Below are 22974 nucleotides of genomic sequence, written 5' to 3' on the forward strand. Positions count from 1 at the left end.
CAATGAAATTTCTTATGAAAAAAATATATAGTCTTTACAAAAAAGAATATTTTCTATATACTGCATCAATAGTTTTTATAAATATTTCTGTCGTTTTAATTCCGTTTTATAATGGCAAGTTTATTGATGAACTTATAAAAATTGATGACATTAACTTAATTAAGTATTATGCTTTTTTGGTAGTTATTTTTTCTATATTGAATTTATCTTTTGAAATAATAGCTGGATATATCAAACTTTTCCTTACAGAAAAGACTAAATATAGTTTGAAAATGGATATAGTTAGACATCTTAGAAAGATTAATTATTTAAAATATAAAACTTTTGATCCCGAGTATTTAAATCAAAGAATGGAACAAGATATTGGGAAGATGATAGAATTTATTTTAACTAATTTTCCAACAGCGTTTGTATACGTAATTAAACTATCTATTGTTGGTTATATATTAGTTAAAATAAACAGATATATTGCATTTTCAATACTTATACTTATGCCACTATATGTATTAATATATTTAAAATTCAAAAATCCGTTAAGGGAGAGCGGTTTACAAATAAGAGAAAGTCAGAATAATTACTACAAGGAATTTGGAGAACAGTTAAAATATATGTATAATATTAAGTTGAATGCTAACTATATAGTAGAAGACAATTTTATGAGTAATGTCTTCAGAAAGTATATGTTGGTATTCAAACAGTATGCTAATATAATTTTCAAATTTAATATATCAGAAGGAATTATCTCACTTTTATTTCAAATAGCTACTTTGATGTTTGGTGGTTATTTTGTAATTAATAAAAAAATGACTGTTGGTGAATTAGCTGTTATAGGTAGTTATTATGGAATTGTAGAAAGTATAGTAAAGTACTATTCTTCACTAGGAAAAGAATATCAATTATCTAAGGTAGCTAGAGAAAGAGTAGAAGATTTACTGAACATTGAAGTAGAGGAAGATGGAAATGAAAGAATGACATCCATAAATAATATAACAGGTAATATTACGTTTAAATATAGTGATGAAAAACATTTGTTTAAAGACTATAAAATAGAATTAAAAACCGGAGACATATTTATAATTTCAGGGATAAATGGGTCGGGTAAAACAACTTTGATACAAATTATAAATGGTATTATTCATGACAAAGGAATTAATTTACAATTTAATGGTATAAATAAAAAAAATATAGATATGGAATATACACGAAAAGAGCTCATTGCAAATGTTCCCCAAGAGATTAATATAAAAAATGATTATGTAAAAGATTATTTTGACATGGAAGGTAAATCGGAACATGAAGTAATCTCTGATATAGTAGATCATTTTAAAAATATGCCTAAAAATTTAAAATTTAATCTATTTGATTTTTTAAAAGAAATTTTTAAATTAGAAATAAGGGATTTATCAGGCGGAGATAGACAATTTATTTATATACTCAAATCTATATTGTTAAACAGAGAGGTGTTAATTTTAGATGAACCAACTTCTAATTTAGATCTTGATAGAACTCTATGGTTACGCAGCTACTTAGAATTAACACATTTAGAAAGAATTTTAATTATTATAACACATGATGCGAGGTTTAAATTTTCTTTTTCAAAAGAAGTAAATATTGAAAATAAATAAGAAAAACGTTGATTTTTATTATTGACATTTATGTCAAAATAAGGTAAACTATTATTAACCAAAAATAAGAAATAAACAATAGTAAAAGGGTTGTAAATATAGTTAAGGAAAGGTTTTTAATTGAACAATATTAAAAAGTATAGGGAAAAGCTTGGGTTATCTCAATATAGATTAGGAAAACGTGTAGGATTAACACGACAGACGATATTAAAAATTGAAAATGAGAGGGTTTCTCCTACATTAGAAACAGTACTTAAAATCTCTGATACTTTAGAAGAAAGCCCATGTGAGGTTTTTTGTTTTAGTTGTTGTTATAAGGATCGATGAATTATTTAAAGAGAGGTGATTTGCTATGACTGAAGTTTTATTACTGCAAGCAATGGAAACGGAAAAAGAAAGTTCAATGTATCAAGAAAACAATTCTACGGTGAGTTATTTTTGCAAAAAAGAAAGCACAGTAAGTTTGTTTATATGTGTTTTAAAGAACCAATAAATAAAACAGGAGGCATGATATGAAAACTTTAAGCGAAGAAATATTATTATTACAGACTTTTGAAATATATGATAATGGCTTAAGTATCAAGAATTCTACTTTAAGTGTATTGGGTTGCGAAGCACAAAGTACAACTAGTTATTTTTTTTGTTAAATTTTTATGGGATTTAGACTTGTATTTTTTTTCTAATTGATTTTATACAAGTTTAAATAAGAAATATTATAAGAAAGGAGGATGTAAGAATGGCTAATAATATTTTAAAGCTACAAGAAATGGAAGCGACTGAAGATGTTAGTATCATGAAGGCTTCTACAGGAAGTGTTAATTGCAAAAATTCAAGCCATGTTAGTCTTTTTATTTGTTAAACATTTTGTAGAAAAGAGTTTGGCGAAACAAATTGTTTCGCCAAACTCTTTTTGGTTTTGTGTGATATTTTGGGGGCTTATTGAATAGGTTTGCTTTTCTATATTTGTGTGTTTCTACCTTTATTAAATAAATTTACTTTTTATCCTTCATCCGAGGTTTTTTCATAGCAAACAATCCTATTAGAGTTTTTTAATTTTTTTTCAAATCCTTTTGTATATGGATATTCAAAAGTTATTACTTATGTAGAAAAGTATTTACAGAACAAATAATAGGGGGGGAATGCTATGGTTACTTTCTCAATAGCTATGCCATTTACATTTTTTGGGATAGAGTTAGCTTCAATTTTATTAAAAGCCAAGGGAAAAGTAATATATTATGAAAGATAGACAGAGTTTTTAATACAAATATTAGAGAAAAAACAATAGATAAGATGTTCAAGTGTCATGAATACAGGTCTATATATGCAATTTTTTTAATTGAATCTAAAGATAATCAAAACTTAAAAAAATTGAATAAACAAATAAAACTAAAGTTTATAGATTATTTTAACAAGAAAAACTTGGATAAGTGCATATGCTTGGAAGGAAATAAATTTTATGAGAATCTAGAGCTATTAACCTTTCTATATAATTTTTAGATATGAAGCAGAATTAATGCAAATATATCTACTTTTAGTGATATATATAAATGTGATGGAGGTAGATATATCAATGAAGAAAACTATAAATAAAATCACGATAAGAATACCTATCTATTTTAATATCATGTTTATGTTAACTTTTTAGGTTTAACAGAAAACAGTTTTTAGTTTTAAAACTCCTGTTTTTTAGAGGACTCGACATGCCTAAGTGCCGTAGTCCTCCTTTTTTATGCTCAAAATCGAAAAACGAGTAAAAAAAGGAGGATCAAAGGATGTCAGATAATGATAAAGAAAAATACATTTATGTTAAGGGTAAAAAAATATATGTACCTGATGAAGTGTATAGAGCATATAAAAAAGAGATTAATCATGAAGCTCATTTGAAGCGACTGGATATAAAGCATGGTGTATTTCATTTTGGAGACTTTAATACAAGTGTTGTAGATATTGCGGATAAGAGTGTTGATGTTGAAAAGATTATTGAAAATAAAATGCTAATAGAAGATCTGCATCGTGCATTAAACAATTTAAATGAGGAAGAAAGAAACCTAATCAAATTACTATATTTTGATGATAAAACTCTCATAGAAGTTGCAAAACAAAGAAACACGAATCCAATGAAAATTAGTAGATTAAGAAATAAGATTTTAGAGAAACTGAGAAAACTTTTGGATAGGTAAATCAAGTAGGGGACAGAGAAAAATATCTCTGTCCTCTATTTTTTTAAAATTTTTCAAAAAAATATTCAAAAAAGTGTTAAAAGTTGTCCTGAAAGTAAGGCTTATATATAGAGGGACTTTTATACCTCGTTATATATAGATTTTGAACCTTGACAACTGAATAGACCAAGACAAGACGTTAACTGTTAATTGAGCAATTTACAACTTACGCCAAGATAAACCTGCTAAGATAATTGGTTTAAATGAATACCTACATTTGTAGAGGATATAAGGTTTGGAGCGGTAAATAAGTTTGTATAAAAAGAGGATGGCAACTCTTGTGCGATGATATTGACAGGGATAATGATACTTCTACAGTTGAAGCCGGCTCATCTTGAAAAGGGGCGGAGGTGAAATTCCTATGTTGCAGCCAATGCACTTGTCAATGTCAAAAAACTTAAAAATATTGAAGATAAGGAGAAGATATTATGTGTGATGAACATAATATAAATACAGAAATGAAAACAGATAAAAAAGATAAACAGATGATAAATCAAATTGATGGTTGGAATATAGAAGTTAAATTTAATGAAAATGGATTTAGCTTAGAAAATTTAGTAGAGGAATACATCAAAGAAAAATTTTCTGTCTATTAGGGGCTGACAGAAAATATAAGGAGCGTTATAATATTTTTGTGGAAGCCTAGCCTTGGTTCGATTTATTGTATGTAAATTGAATTAAAGGAGGCTTTTTTATGTTTAAAAACAATTTAGCAAAAGAAAATTTGGCAGTTATGTATTTAAGATTATCAAAAGAAGATGGCGAAAAAACAGAAAGTAACTCTATATCTAATCAAAGAGAAATTATAAACTCTTATGCAAGAAAAAATCAAATTACAATTGTCAAAGAGTATGTGGATGATGGATATTCAGGTGCAAATTTTGATCGTCCCAATTTTAAAGAAATGATAACGGCTGCCTATGATAGAAAGTTTAATACAATTATTGTAAAGGACTTATCGAGATTCGGAAGAGATTATATAGAAGCCGGAAAATATATTCAAAGAATATTTCCGGAAAACGGGATAAGATTTATATCTATAAACGACAATTACGATAGTAAAAGTGCAGATATAAACGATACACACCTTATACTTCCTATAAAAAACTTCATCAATGACAGTTATTGCCGAGATATTTCCAATAAGGTAAAAAGCTCTCAGAAGATTAAAAGAGAAAAAGGGGACTTCATCAGTGCCTTTGCACCTTATGGATATAAAAAATCAGAAAAGAACAAAAATAAGTTAGTGGTTGATGAACAGGTTGCTAACAACATTAAAAATATATTCGACATGAAGCTATTAGGGTATTCTTCAAAGGCAATTGCAGATGAACTAAATCGTTTAGGAGTTTTGACTCCAAGAAAATATAAAGAAAGTCAAGGATTTAAGTGTAATGGATTTCAAAATACAAAAGGTGGAACTTGGTCAGCAAAGGCAGTAAATAGAATTATAGAAAATGAAGTGTATATTGGAAATACTTTACAAGGAAAGAGTGTTACTTTAAGTTATAAAAATAAAAAGCAGATAGAAAAAGAGAAGGAAGAATGGATAAGGGTAGAAAATACCCATGAAGCAATTATAAGTAAAGAAGTTTTTACTATTGCAAATACTATGTTAAAAAGAGATTTGAATAATTCTCGTGGAAAGGACAAAATTGATATTTTTACAGGAATGCTTTTTTGTAAAGAATGTGGAAGTTCTTTGATTAGAAGGACTGTAAAGTATAAAAAAAGAGAAGAGATATTCTATATCTGTTCAAAGTACAACAAGGAAAAATCTTGCACAAGACACAGCATAAAAGAAGAAACCTTGATAAAAGCAGTATCTAAAGTAATGAAGTCCTACATTGAATTTAATGAAAATCTATATTCTAAAGTTCAGTGTATAGATATAAATAAAAATTTGAAAGACAATCAAATTCCTCTACTAAAACGAGAAAAAGCAATGACAGAAGAACTCTTATCTTCTCTATACCTTGACCTAAAAGAAGATGTTATCAGTAAAGAAGAATATCAACTTTTTAGAAAAAACTATACAGAGAAATTGACTAAATTAGATGAAAGTATCGAGTATAGATTAAAAAAACAGGAAGATACTAAGGAGAAGATTGACAAAAATAAGAGTTGGATCATCGACATTAACAAGTATAAAAATTTATCTGAAATAGATAGATTGTCTGTTGTGATGCTTATTGATAAAATTTTTATTTCTGAAGATAAGACGATAGATGTTAGGTTTAATCATACTGAAGAATTGTCTTTACTTGAAGAAATGACAAAAATGGATAAGTCTGACATTAAAGCCAACACTATAAAAAAGAAAAGTATCGATAAAAGCAGGAAGTCAAAAACTATACCCACTGTTATGAATAAACGTCTTGTAAGCGCTGAAAGTGAGGTATGCTATGGCTAGAACAAAAAATAGGCATATATCACAATCAGAAACAGAAGTTGGAAAAGTGATTGAAAAAATATACATTGCCGGTATTTATACTAGATTATCACAGGAAAGAAAGGAAGCTTACAGGGATAAAAGTAATTCACTTGAAATGCAGGAAGAACTTTGTATAAATGCTGCAAAAGAAAAAGATATAAAGCTTTTAAGAGTATACAAGGACTATGAATATTCTGGAACAAATTTTAAAAGACCTGCATTTATTGAAATGATGGAAGATATCCGAACAGGCAGGATAAATTGTATCATAGTAAAAGATATGTCAAGGTTTGGTAGAGAGTATTTAGAAATCGCAAACTATATCGAAAAAGTATTTCCATTTTTGGGAGTTCGATTTATTTCCGTAAATGATAATCTGGATACTAAAGACGGTATAAAATCAGATCAGAGTTATGAAATAGCAATAAAAAATATCTTCAATGATTTATACGCAAAAGATATTTCAAAGAAAATAAAAGCCTCTAAAGAAATAAAAATGAAACAAGGGTCTTTTATAGGAGCAATGGCTCCGTATGGCTATAAGGTTGATAAAATTGATGGAAAAAGAGTTCTGGTGATGGACGAAAAGGCAGCAGATGTAGTGAGACTTATCTTTTATATGGCAAGTCAAGGTAAATCCAATATGCAAATAGCAAGAGAATTGACTAAAACATATACGACACCTGATGAATATAAAAGAACAGGTAAAATTTTTAAGGATAAAGAAGATACAAAACAATGGGATATTTCTCATATATCAAAAATGCTTTCTGATGAAGTATATATCGGGAATTTGATTCAAAGAGTATACTCAAATAGACATGATCCAAGTAGGAAAAGTAAGTTTCGTGATAAAGAAGAGTGGATTATAACAGAGAACACCCATGAAGGTTTGATAGACAAAACTACATTTGAAAATATCAGAGAGATAAAGGAGAAAAAACAAAACTATCTACCTTACCATTCACTGAAAAACATAATAAAAGACGGAAAAGAAAATGTTGGAGTAAAAATTCAAAGAGATTATAAAAAAGAAGGAAAGTATGACGACCTCATACAATGCAGTGTTTGTGGTAGAAATTTGAAAAAGCGATATGGACCACGAGGACTGAAATATCATGATGAGATTTGCTATTGCTATTATTGTAAAGGTGGAGACAGATTAAACTTAGAAAAATCTCATGTAAGAATATACGAAACAGACCTAGACAAAATTTTAGTAGATACCTTAAAAAAACTGGTTTCAAGCTTTTATAAAAAGGATAAAAGATTACAACTAAAAATATATTTAGAAAATATAAGTGCTGAAAAGATAAATCAAGTTTCTCTAAAAACAGATGTAAATAATAAAAAGATTGCTTCTCTTAGGATCAATCTACAAGAACAATATGAAAACTATGTTAAAGGAGAGGTTCTTTTAAGTGATTTTAAAATAGAAAGTAAAAAAATAAATAATCAAATAAAAACCTTAAAAAATGAATTAAAAGTTTTTGATGAAAGAATAAGAAATATAAAGAAAAGGAAAAGGGAACTGAAAAAATTCATAGAAGCTCTCTTTTACTGCTTAGATGCTGATAAGAGTATAGAAGTGGATAAAGGATTGGTTGATACTCTCATTAACCATATAGAAATTTCACATAATAAGAAAGTAACCATAAATTTTAAGTTTAATCTTGATAAAGATATAAAAGAGCAGTTGGAGGTAGAGTATGAATAAGGTGGCTATTTATCTAAGACTCTCAGACGAAGATTATAACAAAATGGATGAAAGTATAAGCATAGTAAATCAGAGAGATTATATAAGAAATTATATTGAAAATGAATCATCTTTAAAGAGTTGTGAAATAAAGGAATATGTAGATGATGGGTATTCGGGAACGAATACAAACAGACCTGCATTTTTAAGACTTATTGATGATGTAAAAGAAGGAAGAGTAAAGACTATCATAGTAAAGGATATGTCGAGGTTTTCAAGAGATTATATCTTGCTTGGGGATTATTTGAGCAATATATTTCCATTTTTAAAAATACGATTTATAGCTATCAATGATTGTTATGATTCCATAAACGAAAATGGAAATGGCTTAGATATGGATATGCAGTTTAAGACCTTGTATTATGATTTATTCAGTAAAGAATTATCTGAGAAGGTAAGCAATTCTTTAAAACAAATTAAATCACAGGGGAAGAATACAAACTGGGCAGCACCTTTTGGATACATCAAAGATCCAAATAATAAATATCATATCATCATTGATAAAAAGACAGCATTTATAGTAAAAGAAGCATTTGATTTAATTTTAAGAGGGTATTCTTGTACTCAAATTGCTAATATTTTTAATGAAAAAGGCTATATAACTCGCTCTGAGCGAAAAGAAGAACTGAAACTTTCTGATTATACTGGAAATTTAATTACAGGAAGTAGAGTAAAGAAAAGAGTTTGGACAAGTGTTTGCATATCACAAATTACAAGAAATGAATTATATACAGGAGATTATGTATATAACAAGTATAAAGAAACAAGAATTGGTAGGCGAAAAAAGATATTACTTCCTGAAGAAGAGTGGAAAGTAATCCATAATACTCATGAAGCAATTATTTCAAGAGAGGTTTTTGATGAGGTTAAGTCAATAAAAGAAAAAAGGAAATTTTATGTTTATACAGGAAAGAAAAATCGCTCTATTTTTTCTGATAAGATTTTTTGTAAAGAATGTGGTAGACATATGAGTTTACGATGTGACAGTAGACAAAAGAAGAATTCTGATAAAATATACAAGTATAAAAGTTATTATTGTAATTTATGTAAAGCTGAGAAAAAACCAAACAATATCAAAGAGAAAGATATTATTGAACTTATAAAACCTAAATTAAAAGATTTTAAGATTCACAACACATTAAATAAAGAGAAAGTTATAGAACACAAGAATGTAAAAGAAGAGATTCTAAAGGAAATATCCATATTAAACAGCAATTTACAAATCATCTATGAAAATTATAAAAAGAAAAATATTTCAAAAGAGGACTACTTAAAGGAAAAAACTTTTATCAAAGATAAAAAGATATTATTGGAGAGTAAGTTGAAAGAATTGAAGTCAGAGGAGATTGATTTGAAGAAAGAATTTGATGGTAATTCCTTAGATAAGAATAATTTATTGAAAGCCTATGTAGATAGTTCTATTGATAAAATAGTTGTATCAAGAAGTGGAGAAAGAGAAATTGTAGAAAAATAGATGAATAGCATTAAAAGTAACTCATAATCTCGCCAACTTTAATTTTAATACGCCAAAATAAAAATAATGGCGAGGAAATTTGCGGAAACAAATAGTACTGTTTACTATGAGTTGATAAGGTAAATATTTAGGAACAAAAAAATGATATAATTATAGTTAAAATGAGATATTGTGAGGTGATTTTTGTGTCTAAAATAAATGTGGAAGGATCAGAAATTAGCATTATTGCCATAGATAATAGAGATTATATTTCTTTAACCGACATGGTTAGAAATGTTGAAAATGGTGTGGCACTGATAGAAAAATGGCTAAGGAATAAAAATACAATTGAATTTTTAGGAATATGGGAAGAAATGTATAATGCGAATTTTAATTCCACCGAATTCGAGGGAATTAAAAATGAAGCAGGTTTTAATCGTTTTATTTTATCGGTTAAACAATGGGTCAATAAGACGAATTCTATCGGAATTATTGCCAAAGCAGGAAGATATGGTGGAACATATGCACATAAAGACATAGCTTTTGAATTTGCGTCTTGGGTATCACCTTATTTTAAGCTCTATCTTATTAAAGAGTTTGAGCGCTTAAAAGAAGAAGAACAAAGACAATTAGGTTGGGATATCAAGAGGAATTTAGCTAAAATAAATTACAAAATTCATACAGATGCAATTAAGAATAAACTTGTCCCTGAGAAATTATCAAAGGAAAGAATAAACTATATCTATGCAAGTGAAGCAGATATATTAAATGTAGCTTTGTTTGGAATGACAGCAAAAGAATGGCGTGAAAATAATCCGGAGTTAAAAGGAAATATGAGAGACTATGCTGATATATCACAATTAGTGTGTTTATCAAATCTTGAGAACTTAAATGCTGTTTTTATAAATGAGGGAATGGATGCAACTGAAAGGATAGAAAAATTAAATGCAATTGCTATTGAACAAATGAGGATTCTAACAGAAAGTGAACGTATAAAAAAGTTAAAATAAAAGTTTTGTATATAAATTAGGCGATAGAAATATCGTCTAATTTTATGTAACAATTGCTTGACATTGTAGGGCAAGTCGACCATTTACAATATTATATCCAAGTTTATTGACAGCCAGGATGTTAAAGTCCAATTAAACGGCACAGATATCAACGAAATATCTGCAGCCATGCTCTACGACAGGATTATGCAAGTTGACCAAAAGCCATTTACAATCAACAAGTCCATTTATGAAAATATTTGCCTGGGCGATAAGATTTCCAATGATGAATTAAATGAAGTCATAGATGTATGTCAACTGAGGAACTTGGTCGAGCAAAAAGGCCTGGACTTTGTCATAGACGAAAGAGGGGAAAATGTCAGCGGTGGAGAAAAACAAAGGATATCCATTGCCCGTATGCTCATCAGAAAACCTGATCTAATTCTCTTGGACGAACCAACCAGCGCCCTTGACGAAAAGACAAGTGAAAACTTCGTGAGAGAGCTCATTGACTACGGCAATAAAAACGATATGACCATCGTTGCCATCACCCATAGGGATGACTTTACCAAGAGGGCAGACGAAATTATAAGAATATAAAATTAATCCTAAGTTTTGCTAAGAAAAATTGTGGGCCTAAAAACTCACAATTTTTTTATTGAAAAAAATAAAATTTGCAGTATTTACTCATGTAATCTTTTTTAACTCATGTTAGAATGAAAAATGTTAAAGGAGGTTTATTATGAATAAAATAATCAAAAAACATTGGTTGACATATGTTTTGGCGGTGATTTTAAGTATAGGGTCAGCGGTTTTATTTGCAATGTTTTCTGTTAGACTAGGAACAGTTGTAGACGTTGTAGTTAACCAAGATGTAAACTTTGTTTCAAAAATATTAGCATGTCTTAAGGTTGTAATCGGATGGTTTATTGTATCCCTTTTATTCACGTATATAAAGAGTAAAAATGTATCAGACATAATTAGAGATGCCAAAAAAGACCTTTATGTGTCTGTCAATAAAAAGGAAATGAACGATTATGTATCAAAGTCAAATGAATATTATTTGAACAACTTTACAAAAAACATTGACCTATTGCAAACAAACTATTTGTCACCTAGATGCGAGATTGTTGCGAACTTTATATCGGCCTTGGTTAGTATTGGAACAATATTTTTTATCAATTGGAAATTGGGTTTATCATTTGTTGGGGTTTCACTTGTTACGATAGTTTTATCCCAATTACCGGGAGTAATAATGGCTAAAAAAACCAATGAATTTTCAGAGGAAAGTGCGAACTACTTAAAGGTAATAAATAATCATCTAAAAGGCTTTGAACAAATTAAACTACTTGGCGTATCTGATATTTTTTTGAAAAAATACCTTGATAGGGATAAACAATATGAGAAAAGCAGGTTTTCATATATATTTGTATCTAGACTTGCCAACGACCTTGGACTTTTTTTCAGCTTTTTTGCCCAATTGGCTTGCATGTCAATAGGGGTATGGTTTGCTCTTAGGGGAGATATTACAGTTGGTTTATTAATTTCTGCAATAAACTTGTTAAATGGCGTGTTTAATCCCTTGCAACAATTAGCCTATAATAAAAACTTGATGGGGACAGTTAGCGACATCATGAAAAGTTTTGATGAAATTTTATCAACAGAGAAAAATAAAGGTCAACTAATTCAAAACAATATTTCAACCATAGACATTAAAGACTTGGATTTTAAGTTTGCAGAAGATAAGATAATTTTTGAAGACTTTAATACAAAATTTGAAAAAGGAAAAACCTACGCCATAGTGGGGGAATCCGGGCGAGGAAAGTCCACTCTAGCTAAGCTAATAATGAAATATTATGGTTCAGACCAGTACAAAGGCGAGATTCAGCTAAACAAGCAAGATGTAAATACAATTTTGACCGACGACCTATATAAGAAAGTTGCTTATATACAAAGAAACGACTTTTATATTGATGGATCTGTAAGAGATAATATAGAGCTCTATAGAAAATTGGAAGTTAATAATGGTCTTTATAGGGAATTGAAATTTAATGACAGCTTTTTAGATAAGTCTATTGAAGAAGGGAGCAGGAACCAAGTGTCCACAGGTGAAAAACAAAGGATAGACATTGCAAGATTCCTAGTAGAGGATTATGATGTTATGATTTTTGATGAACCCACAAGTAACTTGGACAAAGAAACAAGCGAAATTATTTTTGATTTGATTTTTGGAATCAAAGATAAGATTGTTATTGTCATCACCCATGTAAATGATGAAAATACACTAAAAAGATTTGATCAGGTTATAAGGTTATAAATTTGTCTTATTTTCTTAAAGGGCTGTGATAACTTCATTCTATATGGTAAAATAAAGCTATAGAGGGGTTGTGGTGAGTATATGTACAAGAAAATGTTAAAAAATATTAGCATCCATGCTTTTATACTGATGTATTTTGCTATTCTTCAAGCGACTGGGCTTTTGGTAAAAGACTATGTAGTTCTGGGAAAAATATTAAATTTAACTAGGCGTGTAATTATTATTTTTGTTGCAGTGGAGTTGTCTAATAATAAAATTTCTTTTAGGACTTCTTTAATATACAGCATTTTAATTATGGTCCCTATTGCCGTTGGTGCCTTGGACTACGTTAATTTTAATACTAAGATTATTTATCTGACCTATGCTTTTATTTGCATTTATATATTAAAATTTTTAAAGATAAAAAATTTTAAAAATATTAATATACTACCACTGACACTGAGGTCTTTGCTAATTTTGGCCCTAGGTTTTGGAGTGTTTGCTGGTGTTACAGTTTATATATTCGGCATTGATCCAAAATCAATAGACCTGATGTATCATTTTACCTATTTATTTTTTGAATTGGTTTTGACCTTATATTTTAAAGAACAAGAAAATATCTACGACAAGATTTACAAGCTCTACTATTTGTCTGACCACATTGGTCAAGAGAGGGAAGAATTTGCCCGCGTTATCCACGACGATATTGTTCAGGATATTTTTGCTTCTAAAAATTACCTGTCGACCAGGGACCCTGACTTGGACTTCGTAAAAGAAATTTTAACCGACCTGGAGGACAAGGCCAGGGGGATTATGAAATACTATCAATCAAATGTTTACGACGACATTGATGTGGGCGCTTCCTTGGAGCATGTCTTCGCAAATATTGCCAGCCTTTACAAGGACAAAAACTTGGAACTCAACATGGATATAGAGCCTGAGGCTGCGACTCTTAAGGATAAAAAGTTAAAACGCCTCTTGCTTTTGGTTTCTAAAGAACTGGTCAACAATATTTACAAGCACTCGGAGGGGACTTATTTAAATTATAGTCTTAGCATGGAGGATGGCAAGGTCCTGATTAATTTGGAGAGCGACGGGGCGACCAAGGAGGATTTCAAAAAGATCCAGGATTCCAAGAGGGGGATTTTGATTCTGACTCTTTTGGTCGAGTCCAATTCTGGAAAGATAAATTATGATTTGAAGGGGGACAAATTGTTTACCCAAGTACTCATGGAGGTGAGGGAAAATTAAAATTTTACTCTTAGACGATCACAAGATTCTGGGCCAATCCATAAAGGTCCTCTTGGAAGAGCAGGAGGGGGTCGAGATGTGCACCTATATATCTAGGCCGGAAGACTTGGACGCAAATTTGAAAGATGCCTATGATATTTTGCTCCTGGATATAAATCTGCGGGGAGAAAAAACTGGCCTGGAGATGATTGGTGGAATCTTGGAAAAATTCCCCGACCAAAAGATAGTCATCTTGACCTCTTATGATTTGGAAAATTATAGGCAGCGGGCCTTTGAATATGGGGCCAAAGATTTTATCAACAAGTCCATAGAAATCGGGGACATGATGGTAAGACTAAGGAAAGTGCACGAGGGCAAGACCCAGGCCAAGGCTGTGGAAATAGTCAACGAACTCAGCCCCAGGGAAGTGGAAGTCCTCACGGAACTGGTAAAGGGCGATAGCAAAAAAGAAATTGCCGAAAAACTCCACATCAGCGAACGCACCCTCTACAACCACATAGCCTCAATCTATGAAAAATTCGGTGTGAAAAATATAGTCGAAGCCTACAATTCCGGCATGGAAAAAGGCTACATTAACCCATACGCAAACAAAAAGGAGGATTGACCCTCCTTTTTTTGTATACAATTAATATATATGGTATAATAAAATAAAGTAATATTAGAATTAAGCATTTTTACATTCCACACATCTGTGCTATAATGAACTTATTGAAACAAGGGGAGTCTTACATAATGAAACACAAATCGAATTTTTTTGACAATTTATTTTTTCTAATAAAAAATTGGTTTGCCAAGGACCGGATGGGGGCCATGGTTGTTTTTCTTGCAGCCATTATTGCTGTCCTCATTCCTATGGTTGAGGCATTGATTACAAAGACCCTGGCCGATTCCTTGGTGGATGGCCTTTACATGAGAGAATTTTTATACAAACTCATGGCCATCTTTGCCCTGTATTTGCTTTTAAAATTTATTAGCGTTTGGGCAGAGGAGAGGACCTGGTATTTTCAAACCAAGGTTTCCATGCTCTATGGCTTGGACCTTATGGGGGCTGTCATGGCCAAGGACCTGGAAGACTTTGAGGGCGCAGACCAGCGGGCACTCTTTGAAAGGGCCAAGGCCTTTGCCTTTGACGGTGACCAGGCTGATGGCGCTTGGTCGGCCATTAGATTTTCCAAATTACTCACTTCAATTTTAGGCTTTTTGACCTATTCAGTAATTTTTTCCAGTCTTTCGCCCCTCCTCATTTCCATTTTAATTTTGACATCTGCCCTGGGCTACTATATCCAAGACAGGCTGATTAAGTTTGGCGACACGACTGCCGACCAAATGTCCTTGGAGGAGATGCGGCTCTATTATCTTTATAGGATTGCTGGTGACGAGTCGGCCCAAAAGGAGGCCAGATTAAACAAGACTCTGGCACTTATCTTTGCTTATTTGGATAAATTTTCCCAGTCCTATTACAAGATCTTGAGAAAATATACTAGCAAGGCCAACGCGACTTCCGGGATCGAGGCGGGCTTGGGTTTTGTAAGAGACCTGGCTACATATATTATCTTGACCAAGATGGCCATGGCTGGAAAGATTTCCGTCGGCGATTTTGTTTTTTATCTGACGCTTGTTATGGGCTTTTCCGAATGGCTGAACAATTTTACAGGCCACATCTCAAGTTTAAAGAGGATTTCGCTGGCCTGTGGCAAATACCGGGACTTCACTCACAAGGACAATCTTGTTGACACCAGACTGCCACTCGAAAAAATAGAATCCATTGAATTAAAAGATTTGTCTTTCGCCTACAAGGAAGGTGGGCAGATTTTAAAGGATATTAATCTGTCCTTAAAAATGGGCGACTCGCTGGCAATAGTCGGAGAAAATGGAGCAGGCAAGACCACATTGGTAAAAGTTTTGTCCGGCCTCTACCGCCCGACCGCTGGCAATTTGTATGTAAATGGCAAGGACATAGACGCCTATTCCACGGAATCGGTCTATGGACGGATGAGTATTTTATTTCAAGATTATTTTCTCCTGCCCGGCAGCCTGATCGACAATATTGACAGCAAAAACCGTGACAAAGAAAAAGTTTCTGCTCTGATCGACCAGCTGGGTCTGGCAAAAAGGATAAATAATTTAGAAGACGGTTTGGATAGCCAGGTTATCGATCTTGAAAACAACAAGATCACTGGTTTTTCTGGCGGGGAAATGCAGAGGATTCTCCTAGCCAAGTCCCTGGCTAAGGACGGGGACATTTTAATCTTGGACGAACCAACGGCCGCCTTGGATCCCATTAGTGAAGAAAATCTCTACAAGGACTATGAAAAAATTTCCAAGGATAAGATTTCGATTTTTATTTCTCACAGGATAAATTCAACTCGTTTTTGCGACCGAATAATTTACATGGAGGACGGGCAAATCGTCGAGGCCGGCAGCCATCAAGAACTCATGGCCAAGGGGGGCAAGTACAAGACCATGTACGACCTCCAAGCCAGCTACTACAAGGAGGACGACCATGAAAACTAGGCAAGTCTTAAAAGACATCCACAAGATTGACAAAAAAATCCTCCCAATTCTCTTCGCAAATTGCTTGCTCAAGGCCCTTGAACCCTTTGTACTAATCTTTGTTTCATCCAAGTTGGTCGACTCTTTGCTTAAAGGCAGGTCTGCCAGGGAAATTTTCACCCTTGCTTTAATTGGTGCAGCCGCATACGCAATTGTTTATTTCCTAAGCTCTATGAGCGAAAATTATAAGATGGAAATCACCGACTACTTAAATTGCAAGGAGAAAAATCTCCTCATCAGGGGAATGTTTGACCTGACCTTTGAAGACTTTACCAGCAAAGATTATAAGAAGAAAATTTCCAGACACAGGCAGGAGACCGAGGGCATGGGCGGAGTTTATTATGAAATGGTCTACCAATTTTGCGATTTCACGTCCAGCATCTTTACAATAATTATCGGTCTGATTTCCCTGAGCACTTTTTATCCTACACTTTTTAAAGCTGTGGACATACGGGTTTTGGGCTCGGCATATTTTCCATTAATAGTGGTCGTGGTATTTATTTTACTTGCCTTGGCTTTGGTTAAAATTAGAAAAAATGTCGAAGAGAAAAATGAAATCGACCGCAGCCTCTACGCAGACAAATATAAAATCTATGATTTTTATATGAGGATTTTCTCCGACTACGATAGGCTCAAGCAGATAAAAATTTACGACGAAAAAGATTTTATTAAGGGCCAGCTCCAGGAAAATTTTATTGATCAAGGGCTCAAGCACGATAAAAAAATAAATATAAGGACTGGCCTCTCCAGGGGCTTAAACGATTTGGTCCTCACTGGAGTGGACATCCTCTTCCTACTGGTCTTGGCAGTTAAGGCCCTGGGCGGACTCTTTGGCATAGAGGCCCTTCTTATATACAAGGGCGCCTTTGCAGAAATTGTCGAAGGAGTCAAGGTCCTTATAGAAACCATAGGCTACCAAAAGGCCATCGACCCAAAGATCGATATTCTCTACGATGTAATAAATTTAAAGGCTACAAAAGAAAAAACTTTTGCAGGCCATCAAGAAAATTCGACAGATTATCTTATCGATGCAAAAAATATTTGCTTTTCATATCCGGACAGCAAAGACCTGCAATTAAAAAATCTGAACCTGCAAGTTAAAAAAGGTGAAAAAATTGCAATCGTCGGCGCCAATGGATCGGGCAAGACGACTTTTATAAATCTCTTGACCGGCCTCTATCAGCCGACTGCTGGCGATTTATATGTAAATGGATCAAGACCAAATTTAAGAGATGAAAAATCCAAATTGGGAACAGTCAGCCAAGATTTCTTTCTATTCTCCTTTATGCTGGGAGAAAATATTGCCTGCAGGGAAAATTATGATCGAAACCAAGCCCAGTCGGCCTTAGACAAAGCCGGCTTTAACAAGGACATGTACCTGACCACTTATATTTACAAAGACCTCTATGAGAGCGGAATTGATTTGTCGGGTGGCGAGGCTCAAAAAGTTGCCCTGGCCAGGGCCCTCTACAAGGACGGAGATCTCCTCCTCTTTGACGAGCCCACATCCAAACTCGACCCCAAGGCAGAGATGCAAGTCTTCGAAAGCTTTAAAAAAGTTTCCGCAGAGAAGACCGCAATCTTTGTCTCACATAGGATGAGCGCCTGCAAGTTTGCAGATAGGATAGCCATCTTCAAAGATGGAAGCATAATTGCAACCGGCACCCACACAGACCTCTTAAAAGAAAATCCAATTTACCAGGAAATGTGGCAAGCCCAAGCCAAATATTATAATTAATAGAAGTTGTGGTTAAGACCCACAACTTTTTTAATACAAAAAAACGGCCACGCGCATGACCATAAATATTCGTAGGAGAATTGCAATAAAAAATGCCTCATGCCCACAAGGGGCAATCGGCATTTTTCGGTCCACATTCTCCTCAGATTGTTGCAACCAATCGGTCAATTTCTTGGCGACCATTTCAGGATCGCCGCTACAGGAAATTGACCTCTTGGGCAACAAGTTGCGTGAGTCACTGCTAGCCAATCGACGGCGTCCTTGCGGACTTGTCTCTTGGGCAGGGCTGCAATCGGCCGCTACCAACGCTTAGCGTTATTTTTTAGTTTTTTATCTTATCTTTATTAATACCATTCTCTTAATTTGCCTGGGAATTTCGATGAGATTCGAAGTGAAATAAATTTTTTAGGACGCAGGTGTACTAGAGCGTACATCGAGGACTAAAAAATTTTTTCACAAGAATATCGCGGAATTAACGGCAAATTAGTTAATATCTTTCTTCTCATAGGCGGCTTTGTTTAAATATACCCCCAGGCCAATAAATATAATTGACGATACTATGGCCATTATAAAATGCGCCTTGGAATCGTAGATGGATAGTTCATAGGTGTTGCCGTAGGGTATAAATCTTGCGATTGTAAATGTTTTATTTCCGCTAAGTATTCTTATAAGCTGGTTAATTACGCTGTAAATGCTTATGGGCGCAAACATTATATAAAAGAGGGTGCCCAGGAGGGCCCAAACTGTTTTTCTAATCATTATGGAGAAGAACATGATGAGTCCAGCCAAGGCAAATTCGACTAATATTTGAACTAGGGATAGGCCGATGAAGTTTCCGACATTGCCAAAGCCCTTGTGGGGTAAAAATGTTGCGCTGCTGATTAGGGTTAGGACCAAAACCAGGACAAAGGCGACCACAATGTAGGCCAAGATCACAAGGAGTTTTGAAATAACCGTTTGAATCTTGGGCGCGAAGGGATCGTAGACCGCCTTTATATAACCCTTTTGAAATTCAATTAAGGAAAAGAGGGCCACAAAGGCTCCTACAAACAATATTATTTTATCAGAATAGTAGAAGTTTAAAACTATTTCCAGGGTCGTCATCTGAGCCAAGCGATTTGCAGTTTCAGCGATTTCTGGCACTTCTAAAATGCCGGTCGAGGACAGGTAGACCAGGCTGTAAAAGGTCATAGTAAAAACTCCCAGAATAAGTAAGATTACATAGGGGAATTTAGACTTGGAGGCTATATAAAATTGGTAGTCGATTTTTCTTTTCATAAGTCCACCCCTTCAAATGGATTTTGCAATAGGTTAAAATAAAAATTCTCCAGACTTATATTATTTTTCTGGCAATAAGCATTCAGTTGCGGACCAGTGGCTGTTAGGATAAGCCTGCCTTGGTGCATAAAGGCAAAGTCGCTTGCAATTAGGCCAAGCTCGCTTAAAATGTGGCTGGAAATAATAAAGGTCGTGCCCAGATCGCGATTAAGGTCAAGGACCAAGTCTCTAAACCACTTGATGCCTTGAGGGTCAAGACCGTTTATAGGCTCGTCGAAAAATACCAGACTGGGTTTGTTTAAAAGGGCCAGGGCAATTGCCAGCCGTTGCTTCATACCCATGGAGAATTTTTTAACTTTTTTATTGGCGGCCTCAGTCAAAGACACCCTATCCAAAAGTTCCCTTATCTCTTCCTCGCTAGCTCCGCACAAAATTCCTTTGGCCTTTAAGTTTTCATAGGCGGTCATGTTTTCAATCACACCAGGCTCCTCCAAAGTCAGACTCATTACAGGCCTGTCATCGCTCCTATCCAAAGTCGGATAGTCTACGTTTCCTTGGCTTGCCTTTGCCAGCCCTGATAAAATTTTTAATAGACTAGTCTTGCCAGCGCCATTTTCCCCAATAAGGGCAAATATGGATCCCGCTTTTATTTTTAAATTAATATTATCCAAAACAAGCTTGTCTCCATAAGCCTTGCTGAGATTTTCTGTTTGCAAAATATAATCCATCCGCATTCTCCTTTCAAAGAAACTATAACACATATACGCCACTTTAGCAATAAAAAATGCCTCATGCCCACAAGGGGCAATCGGCATTTTAATGTCCGAGATAAATCGGACGCTACCCGCAGAGCGAGATAAATAATGAATTAATTTCACCTACGGGTATTTTTTAGAACGTTTGTAGCGTTCACCTTTATGGTGAACATTTCGACCACGCAGGCTCGATGCCTAGTGGTCGAGTTAATTACATATCAATTTTTTATTTATATATTAAACAAAAAATGGCCACGCGCGCGACCATAAAAAATGTAAATATATATCTTCCACAAAGCTCACCCCACAAGGGGAATCGGGATTGTGGTATGGCGACCATAAAGGATCGCCCCTACAACGCTTCGCGTTATTTTTTTTATCTTCTCTTTATCAATACCATTCTATTAATTTACATATAAAATCTCTTATCAAATCCAAAAGCACTTTAGTAAATATTTGAGAGGAAAAATTGAATTATTTGACGAAGTACAGAATTTTTGAACCTGAGGCGTAGTGGGTCCTACGCCGCAAGGGGCAAACAATTCGCACGAGTCAAAGAAACAATTTTAACCTCAAATATGTTTTATAATCTCATTATCTCCTGCTAGAATGATCGTATCTCCCTCTTCAAACACAACATCCGGGCGTATGGTCAACATCGTCTTGCCTTCTCTTTTTATGGCTATAATATTTATCCCATGTTGCTTACGCAAATCGAGTTGGCCGATGGACTTGCCGATCCATTTTTCTGGGACATTTATTTCGTAGATTGATAATTCATCAGACAATATCATTTGGTCGACGACGTTTTCCGATGTTAGGTTATAGGCCAGGCGGCGTCCCACGCTGTGCTCTGGCATTATCGTATAGTCGGCGCCGACTTTTTTCATAACCTTGGATTGGATTTCGTCAGCGACCTTACATACTACGAGTTTGACGCCCATTTCTTTGGCGACGAGTATTGACATAATGGCCGCACGAAAGTCGGTGGATATACCTATGATGACGGCATCAAAATTTCTGATGCCAATATCTATGAGGGCATTTTCGTCAGTTACGTCGACTATGGCAGAGTAGGTGACTCGGTCTGCAATTTTTTGCAGGGCGTCTTCGTCAATGTCGATTGCCATGACTTGGTTGCCCAGGTCTTCAAGGGTGGTTGCAACGGTTGAACCAAAGCGGCCACAGCCTATTACTAAATATTGTTTTCCTTTGTTTAACATATCTTCTCCTATCCTATTAAAATATTTTCTTCAGGGTATTTAATCTTGGCGTTTGAATCCAGGGTGATTCCTGCCATTGAGATGAAAAGTGTGATCATGCCGACCCGGCCGGCGAACATAAAGATCGAAATCAAAATCTTGCCAAGGCTTGTCAGATACTGGCTGCCTGCAATTGAACAGCCGACGGTTGCAATGGCCGAGGTACATTCAAAAAGTGAACTCAAGAGATTGTATTCGGGTTCGACATTTACCATTATAAAGGTCCCCGCCAGGACAAAGATCATGGCGATTAAAAATATGGCTATGGCCTTACGGACTGTGCCGTATTGGAGCCGTCTTTTAAAAATATTTACGTCTTCTGAGCCCTTTATAATGGAGTGGATATTCATAATTAAAACGACTAGGGTGACCGTCTTGATACCGCCGCCGGTTGAGGCAGGCGATGCACCGATAAACATGAGGATGATCATCATAAAGAGTGTCCCCTCGCGGAGGCGGCTCATGTCTACGCTGGCAAAACCCGCCGTCCTAGTGGTTGTCGATTGCATAAATGAATTTGTGACTTTGTCCACAAAACCCATGTGGCCAAGAGAGGTTGGGTTATTGTATTCCAGGGCAAAAAATATTATGGTGCCCAGGACCAAGAGGACTCCAGTTGCAGTCAGGGCGATTTTTGAATGCAAGCTAATGCGTTCGTCGTCTTTAAAGTGATTTACTAGATTTATAATAACTGGGAAACCGATTCCACCCAAGATTATCAGAGCGGAGATGGTCAGTAGAACATAGGGCGAATTGGAAAAGCCGGTTATGGATGAAAATTTTCCATAGTGGCCACCAAATAAATCAAAGCCGGCATTGCAAAAGGCCGATATCGAATGAAAAATCCCGTAGCCCAAGCCCTTTATTAAACCAAAGCGGGGGACAAAGGCCAGTGACAAGAGGGCCGCGCCCAAAAGCTCGATGGCAAAGGTAATTGCAAAAACTTTTTTGAGTAAAACAACTATGCCTTGGAGTTTGGATTGGTTGAGCTGTTCTTTTAAGATCAAACGGTCTTTTAGGTCGATTTTTTTATTTAAAATTAGGGGAATTAAGGTCGCGATGGACATAAAACCCAGGCCGCCGATTTGAATCAGGGTCATGATGACGATCCTGCCAAAGAGATTCCAAGTGGTCGCCGTATCCACAACCACCAGGCCCGTAACGCAGACGGCCGATGTGGAAGTGAAAAAGGCATTCAAAAACCCCACGCTCTTGCCAGATTTTGTGGCAAGGGGAGTGGTCAAAAGCAGGGCGCCGATTATAATTACGGCCAAAAAACCCAAAGTAATGTATTTAGTTGGCTCCAAACGGTGGTTTTTAACTTGGCTCATTTTTTCCTTCCTATAATAAGCAGATAATTTCTAC

The 22974-nt window shown here is 34.4% G+C and carries 21 protein-coding genes; 17 read left to right on the plus strand and 4 right to left on the minus strand.

What is annotated here, in order from left to right:
* The first annotated feature begins 2 nt into the window (after positions 1 to 2).
* From AC6FXG_RS03080 to AC6FXG_RS03160, 17 genes are all read left to right on the plus strand, one after another.
* Positions 3 to 1625 carry an ATP-binding cassette domain-containing protein gene (locus AC6FXG_RS03080; protein ID WP_500571520.1) on the plus strand — a complete coding sequence of 541 codons (1623 nt, stop codon included), beginning with the start codon at positions 3 to 5 and terminating at the stop codon, positions 1623 to 1625.
* 120 nt (positions 1626 to 1745) lie between these two features.
* The gene (locus AC6FXG_RS03085) at positions 1746 to 1952 is read left to right on the plus strand and encodes a helix-turn-helix transcriptional regulator (RefSeq protein ID WP_500571521.1); all 207 of its coding nucleotides are present in this window, start codon (positions 1746 to 1748) and stop codon (positions 1950 to 1952) included.
* A gap of 25 nt (positions 1953 to 1977) precedes the next feature.
* Positions 1978 to 2118 (plus strand): class III lanthipeptide, encoded by a 141-nt coding sequence (locus AC6FXG_RS03090; RefSeq protein ID WP_500571522.1) that lies wholly within the window; start codon positions 1978 to 1980, stop codon positions 2116 to 2118.
* Positions 2119 to 2137: 19 nt separating this feature from the next.
* On the plus strand, positions 2138 to 2272 hold the full coding sequence (locus AC6FXG_RS03095) for a class III lanthipeptide (RefSeq protein WP_500571523.1): 135 nt from the start codon (positions 2138 to 2140) through the stop codon (positions 2270 to 2272).
* 89 nt (positions 2273 to 2361) lie between these two features.
* Positions 2362 to 2484, plus strand: a complete 123-nt coding sequence (locus tag AC6FXG_RS03100) for a class III lanthipeptide (protein ID WP_500571524.1) — start codon at positions 2362 to 2364, stop codon at positions 2482 to 2484.
* 913 nt (positions 2485 to 3397) lie between these two features.
* On the plus strand, positions 3398 to 3805 hold the full coding sequence (locus AC6FXG_RS03105; RefSeq protein WP_500571525.1) for a sigma-70 family RNA polymerase sigma factor: 408 nt from the start codon (positions 3398 to 3400) through the stop codon (positions 3803 to 3805).
* Between the two features lie 467 nt (positions 3806 to 4272).
* On the plus strand, positions 4273 to 4440 hold the full coding sequence (locus tag AC6FXG_RS03110) for a hypothetical protein (RefSeq protein WP_000332792.1): 168 nt from the start codon (positions 4273 to 4275) through the stop codon (positions 4438 to 4440).
* A gap of 98 nt (positions 4441 to 4538) precedes the next feature.
* Positions 4539 to 6257, plus strand: coding sequence for a recombinase family protein (locus AC6FXG_RS03115; RefSeq protein ID WP_500571526.1), 1719 nt, complete (start codon positions 4539 to 4541; stop codon positions 6255 to 6257).
* A complete protein-coding gene (locus AC6FXG_RS03120; RefSeq protein WP_500571527.1) occupies positions 6250 to 7995 on the plus strand; it encodes a recombinase family protein in 1746 nt (581 codons plus the stop codon). The genes AC6FXG_RS03115 and AC6FXG_RS03120 overlap by 8 nt, the downstream gene beginning before the upstream one ends.
* The gene (locus AC6FXG_RS03125; protein ID WP_500571528.1) at positions 7988 to 9508 is read left to right on the plus strand and encodes a recombinase family protein; all 1521 of its coding nucleotides are present in this window, start codon (positions 7988 to 7990) and stop codon (positions 9506 to 9508) included. The genes AC6FXG_RS03120 and AC6FXG_RS03125 overlap by 8 nt, the downstream gene beginning before the upstream one ends.
* A 185-nt stretch (positions 9509 to 9693) precedes the next feature.
* Positions 9694 to 10497 carry a KilA-N domain-containing protein gene (locus AC6FXG_RS03130; RefSeq protein WP_500571529.1) on the plus strand — a complete coding sequence of 268 codons (804 nt, stop codon included), beginning with the start codon at positions 9694 to 9696 and terminating at the stop codon, positions 10495 to 10497.
* Between the two features lie 81 nt (positions 10498 to 10578).
* Positions 10579 to 11076, plus strand: a complete 498-nt coding sequence (locus AC6FXG_RS03135; RefSeq protein WP_500571802.1) for an ATP-binding cassette domain-containing protein — start codon at positions 10579 to 10581, stop codon at positions 11074 to 11076.
* A 142-nt stretch (positions 11077 to 11218) separates the two neighbouring features.
* On the plus strand, positions 11219 to 12793 hold the full coding sequence (locus AC6FXG_RS03140; protein WP_500571530.1) for an ATP-binding cassette domain-containing protein: 1575 nt from the start codon (positions 11219 to 11221) through the stop codon (positions 12791 to 12793).
* Between the two features lie 81 nt (positions 12794 to 12874).
* Complete coding sequence (locus AC6FXG_RS03145; protein WP_500571531.1) at positions 12875 to 14023, plus strand: sensor histidine kinase; 1149 nt, start codon at positions 12875 to 12877, stop codon at positions 14021 to 14023.
* Between the two features lies 1 nt (position 14024).
* The gene (locus tag AC6FXG_RS03150; protein WP_500571803.1) at positions 14025 to 14627 is read left to right on the plus strand and encodes a response regulator transcription factor; all 603 of its coding nucleotides are present in this window, start codon (positions 14025 to 14027) and stop codon (positions 14625 to 14627) included.
* A 128-nt stretch (positions 14628 to 14755) separates the two neighbouring features.
* Positions 14756 to 16537, plus strand: coding sequence for an ABC transporter ATP-binding protein (locus AC6FXG_RS03155; protein WP_500571532.1), 1782 nt, complete (start codon positions 14756 to 14758; stop codon positions 16535 to 16537).
* Complete coding sequence (locus tag AC6FXG_RS03160) at positions 16527 to 18314, plus strand: ABC transporter ATP-binding protein (protein ID WP_500571533.1); 1788 nt, start codon at positions 16527 to 16529, stop codon at positions 18312 to 18314. The genes AC6FXG_RS03155 and AC6FXG_RS03160 overlap by 11 nt, the downstream gene beginning before the upstream one ends.
* A 483-nt stretch (positions 18315 to 18797) precedes the next feature.
* On the opposite strand, the gene AC6FXG_RS03165 is transcribed toward AC6FXG_RS03160, so the two are convergent.
* The 4 genes from AC6FXG_RS03165 to AC6FXG_RS03180 form a co-directional block, all read right to left on the minus strand.
* On the minus strand, positions 18798 to 19592 hold the full coding sequence (locus AC6FXG_RS03165; RefSeq protein WP_500571534.1) for a hypothetical protein: 795 nt from the start codon (positions 19590 to 19592) through the stop codon (positions 18798 to 18800).
* Positions 19589 to 20320, minus strand: a complete 732-nt coding sequence (locus AC6FXG_RS03170) for an ABC transporter ATP-binding protein (protein ID WP_500571535.1) — start codon at positions 20318 to 20320, stop codon at positions 19589 to 19591. The genes AC6FXG_RS03165 and AC6FXG_RS03170 overlap by 4 nt, the downstream gene beginning before the upstream one ends.
* 599 nt (positions 20321 to 20919) lie before the next feature.
* Entirely contained in the window at positions 20920 to 21570 is a 651-nt protein-coding gene (locus tag AC6FXG_RS03175; RefSeq protein WP_500571536.1) for a potassium channel family protein, read from the minus strand.
* Positions 21571 to 21578: 8 nt separating this feature from the next.
* Entirely contained in the window at positions 21579 to 22940 is a 1362-nt protein-coding gene (locus AC6FXG_RS03180) for a TrkH family potassium uptake protein (protein ID WP_500571537.1), read from the minus strand.
* Positions 22941 to 22974 lie beyond the last annotated feature (34 nt).

The organism is Ezakiella massiliensis (genome assembly GCF_059862345.1).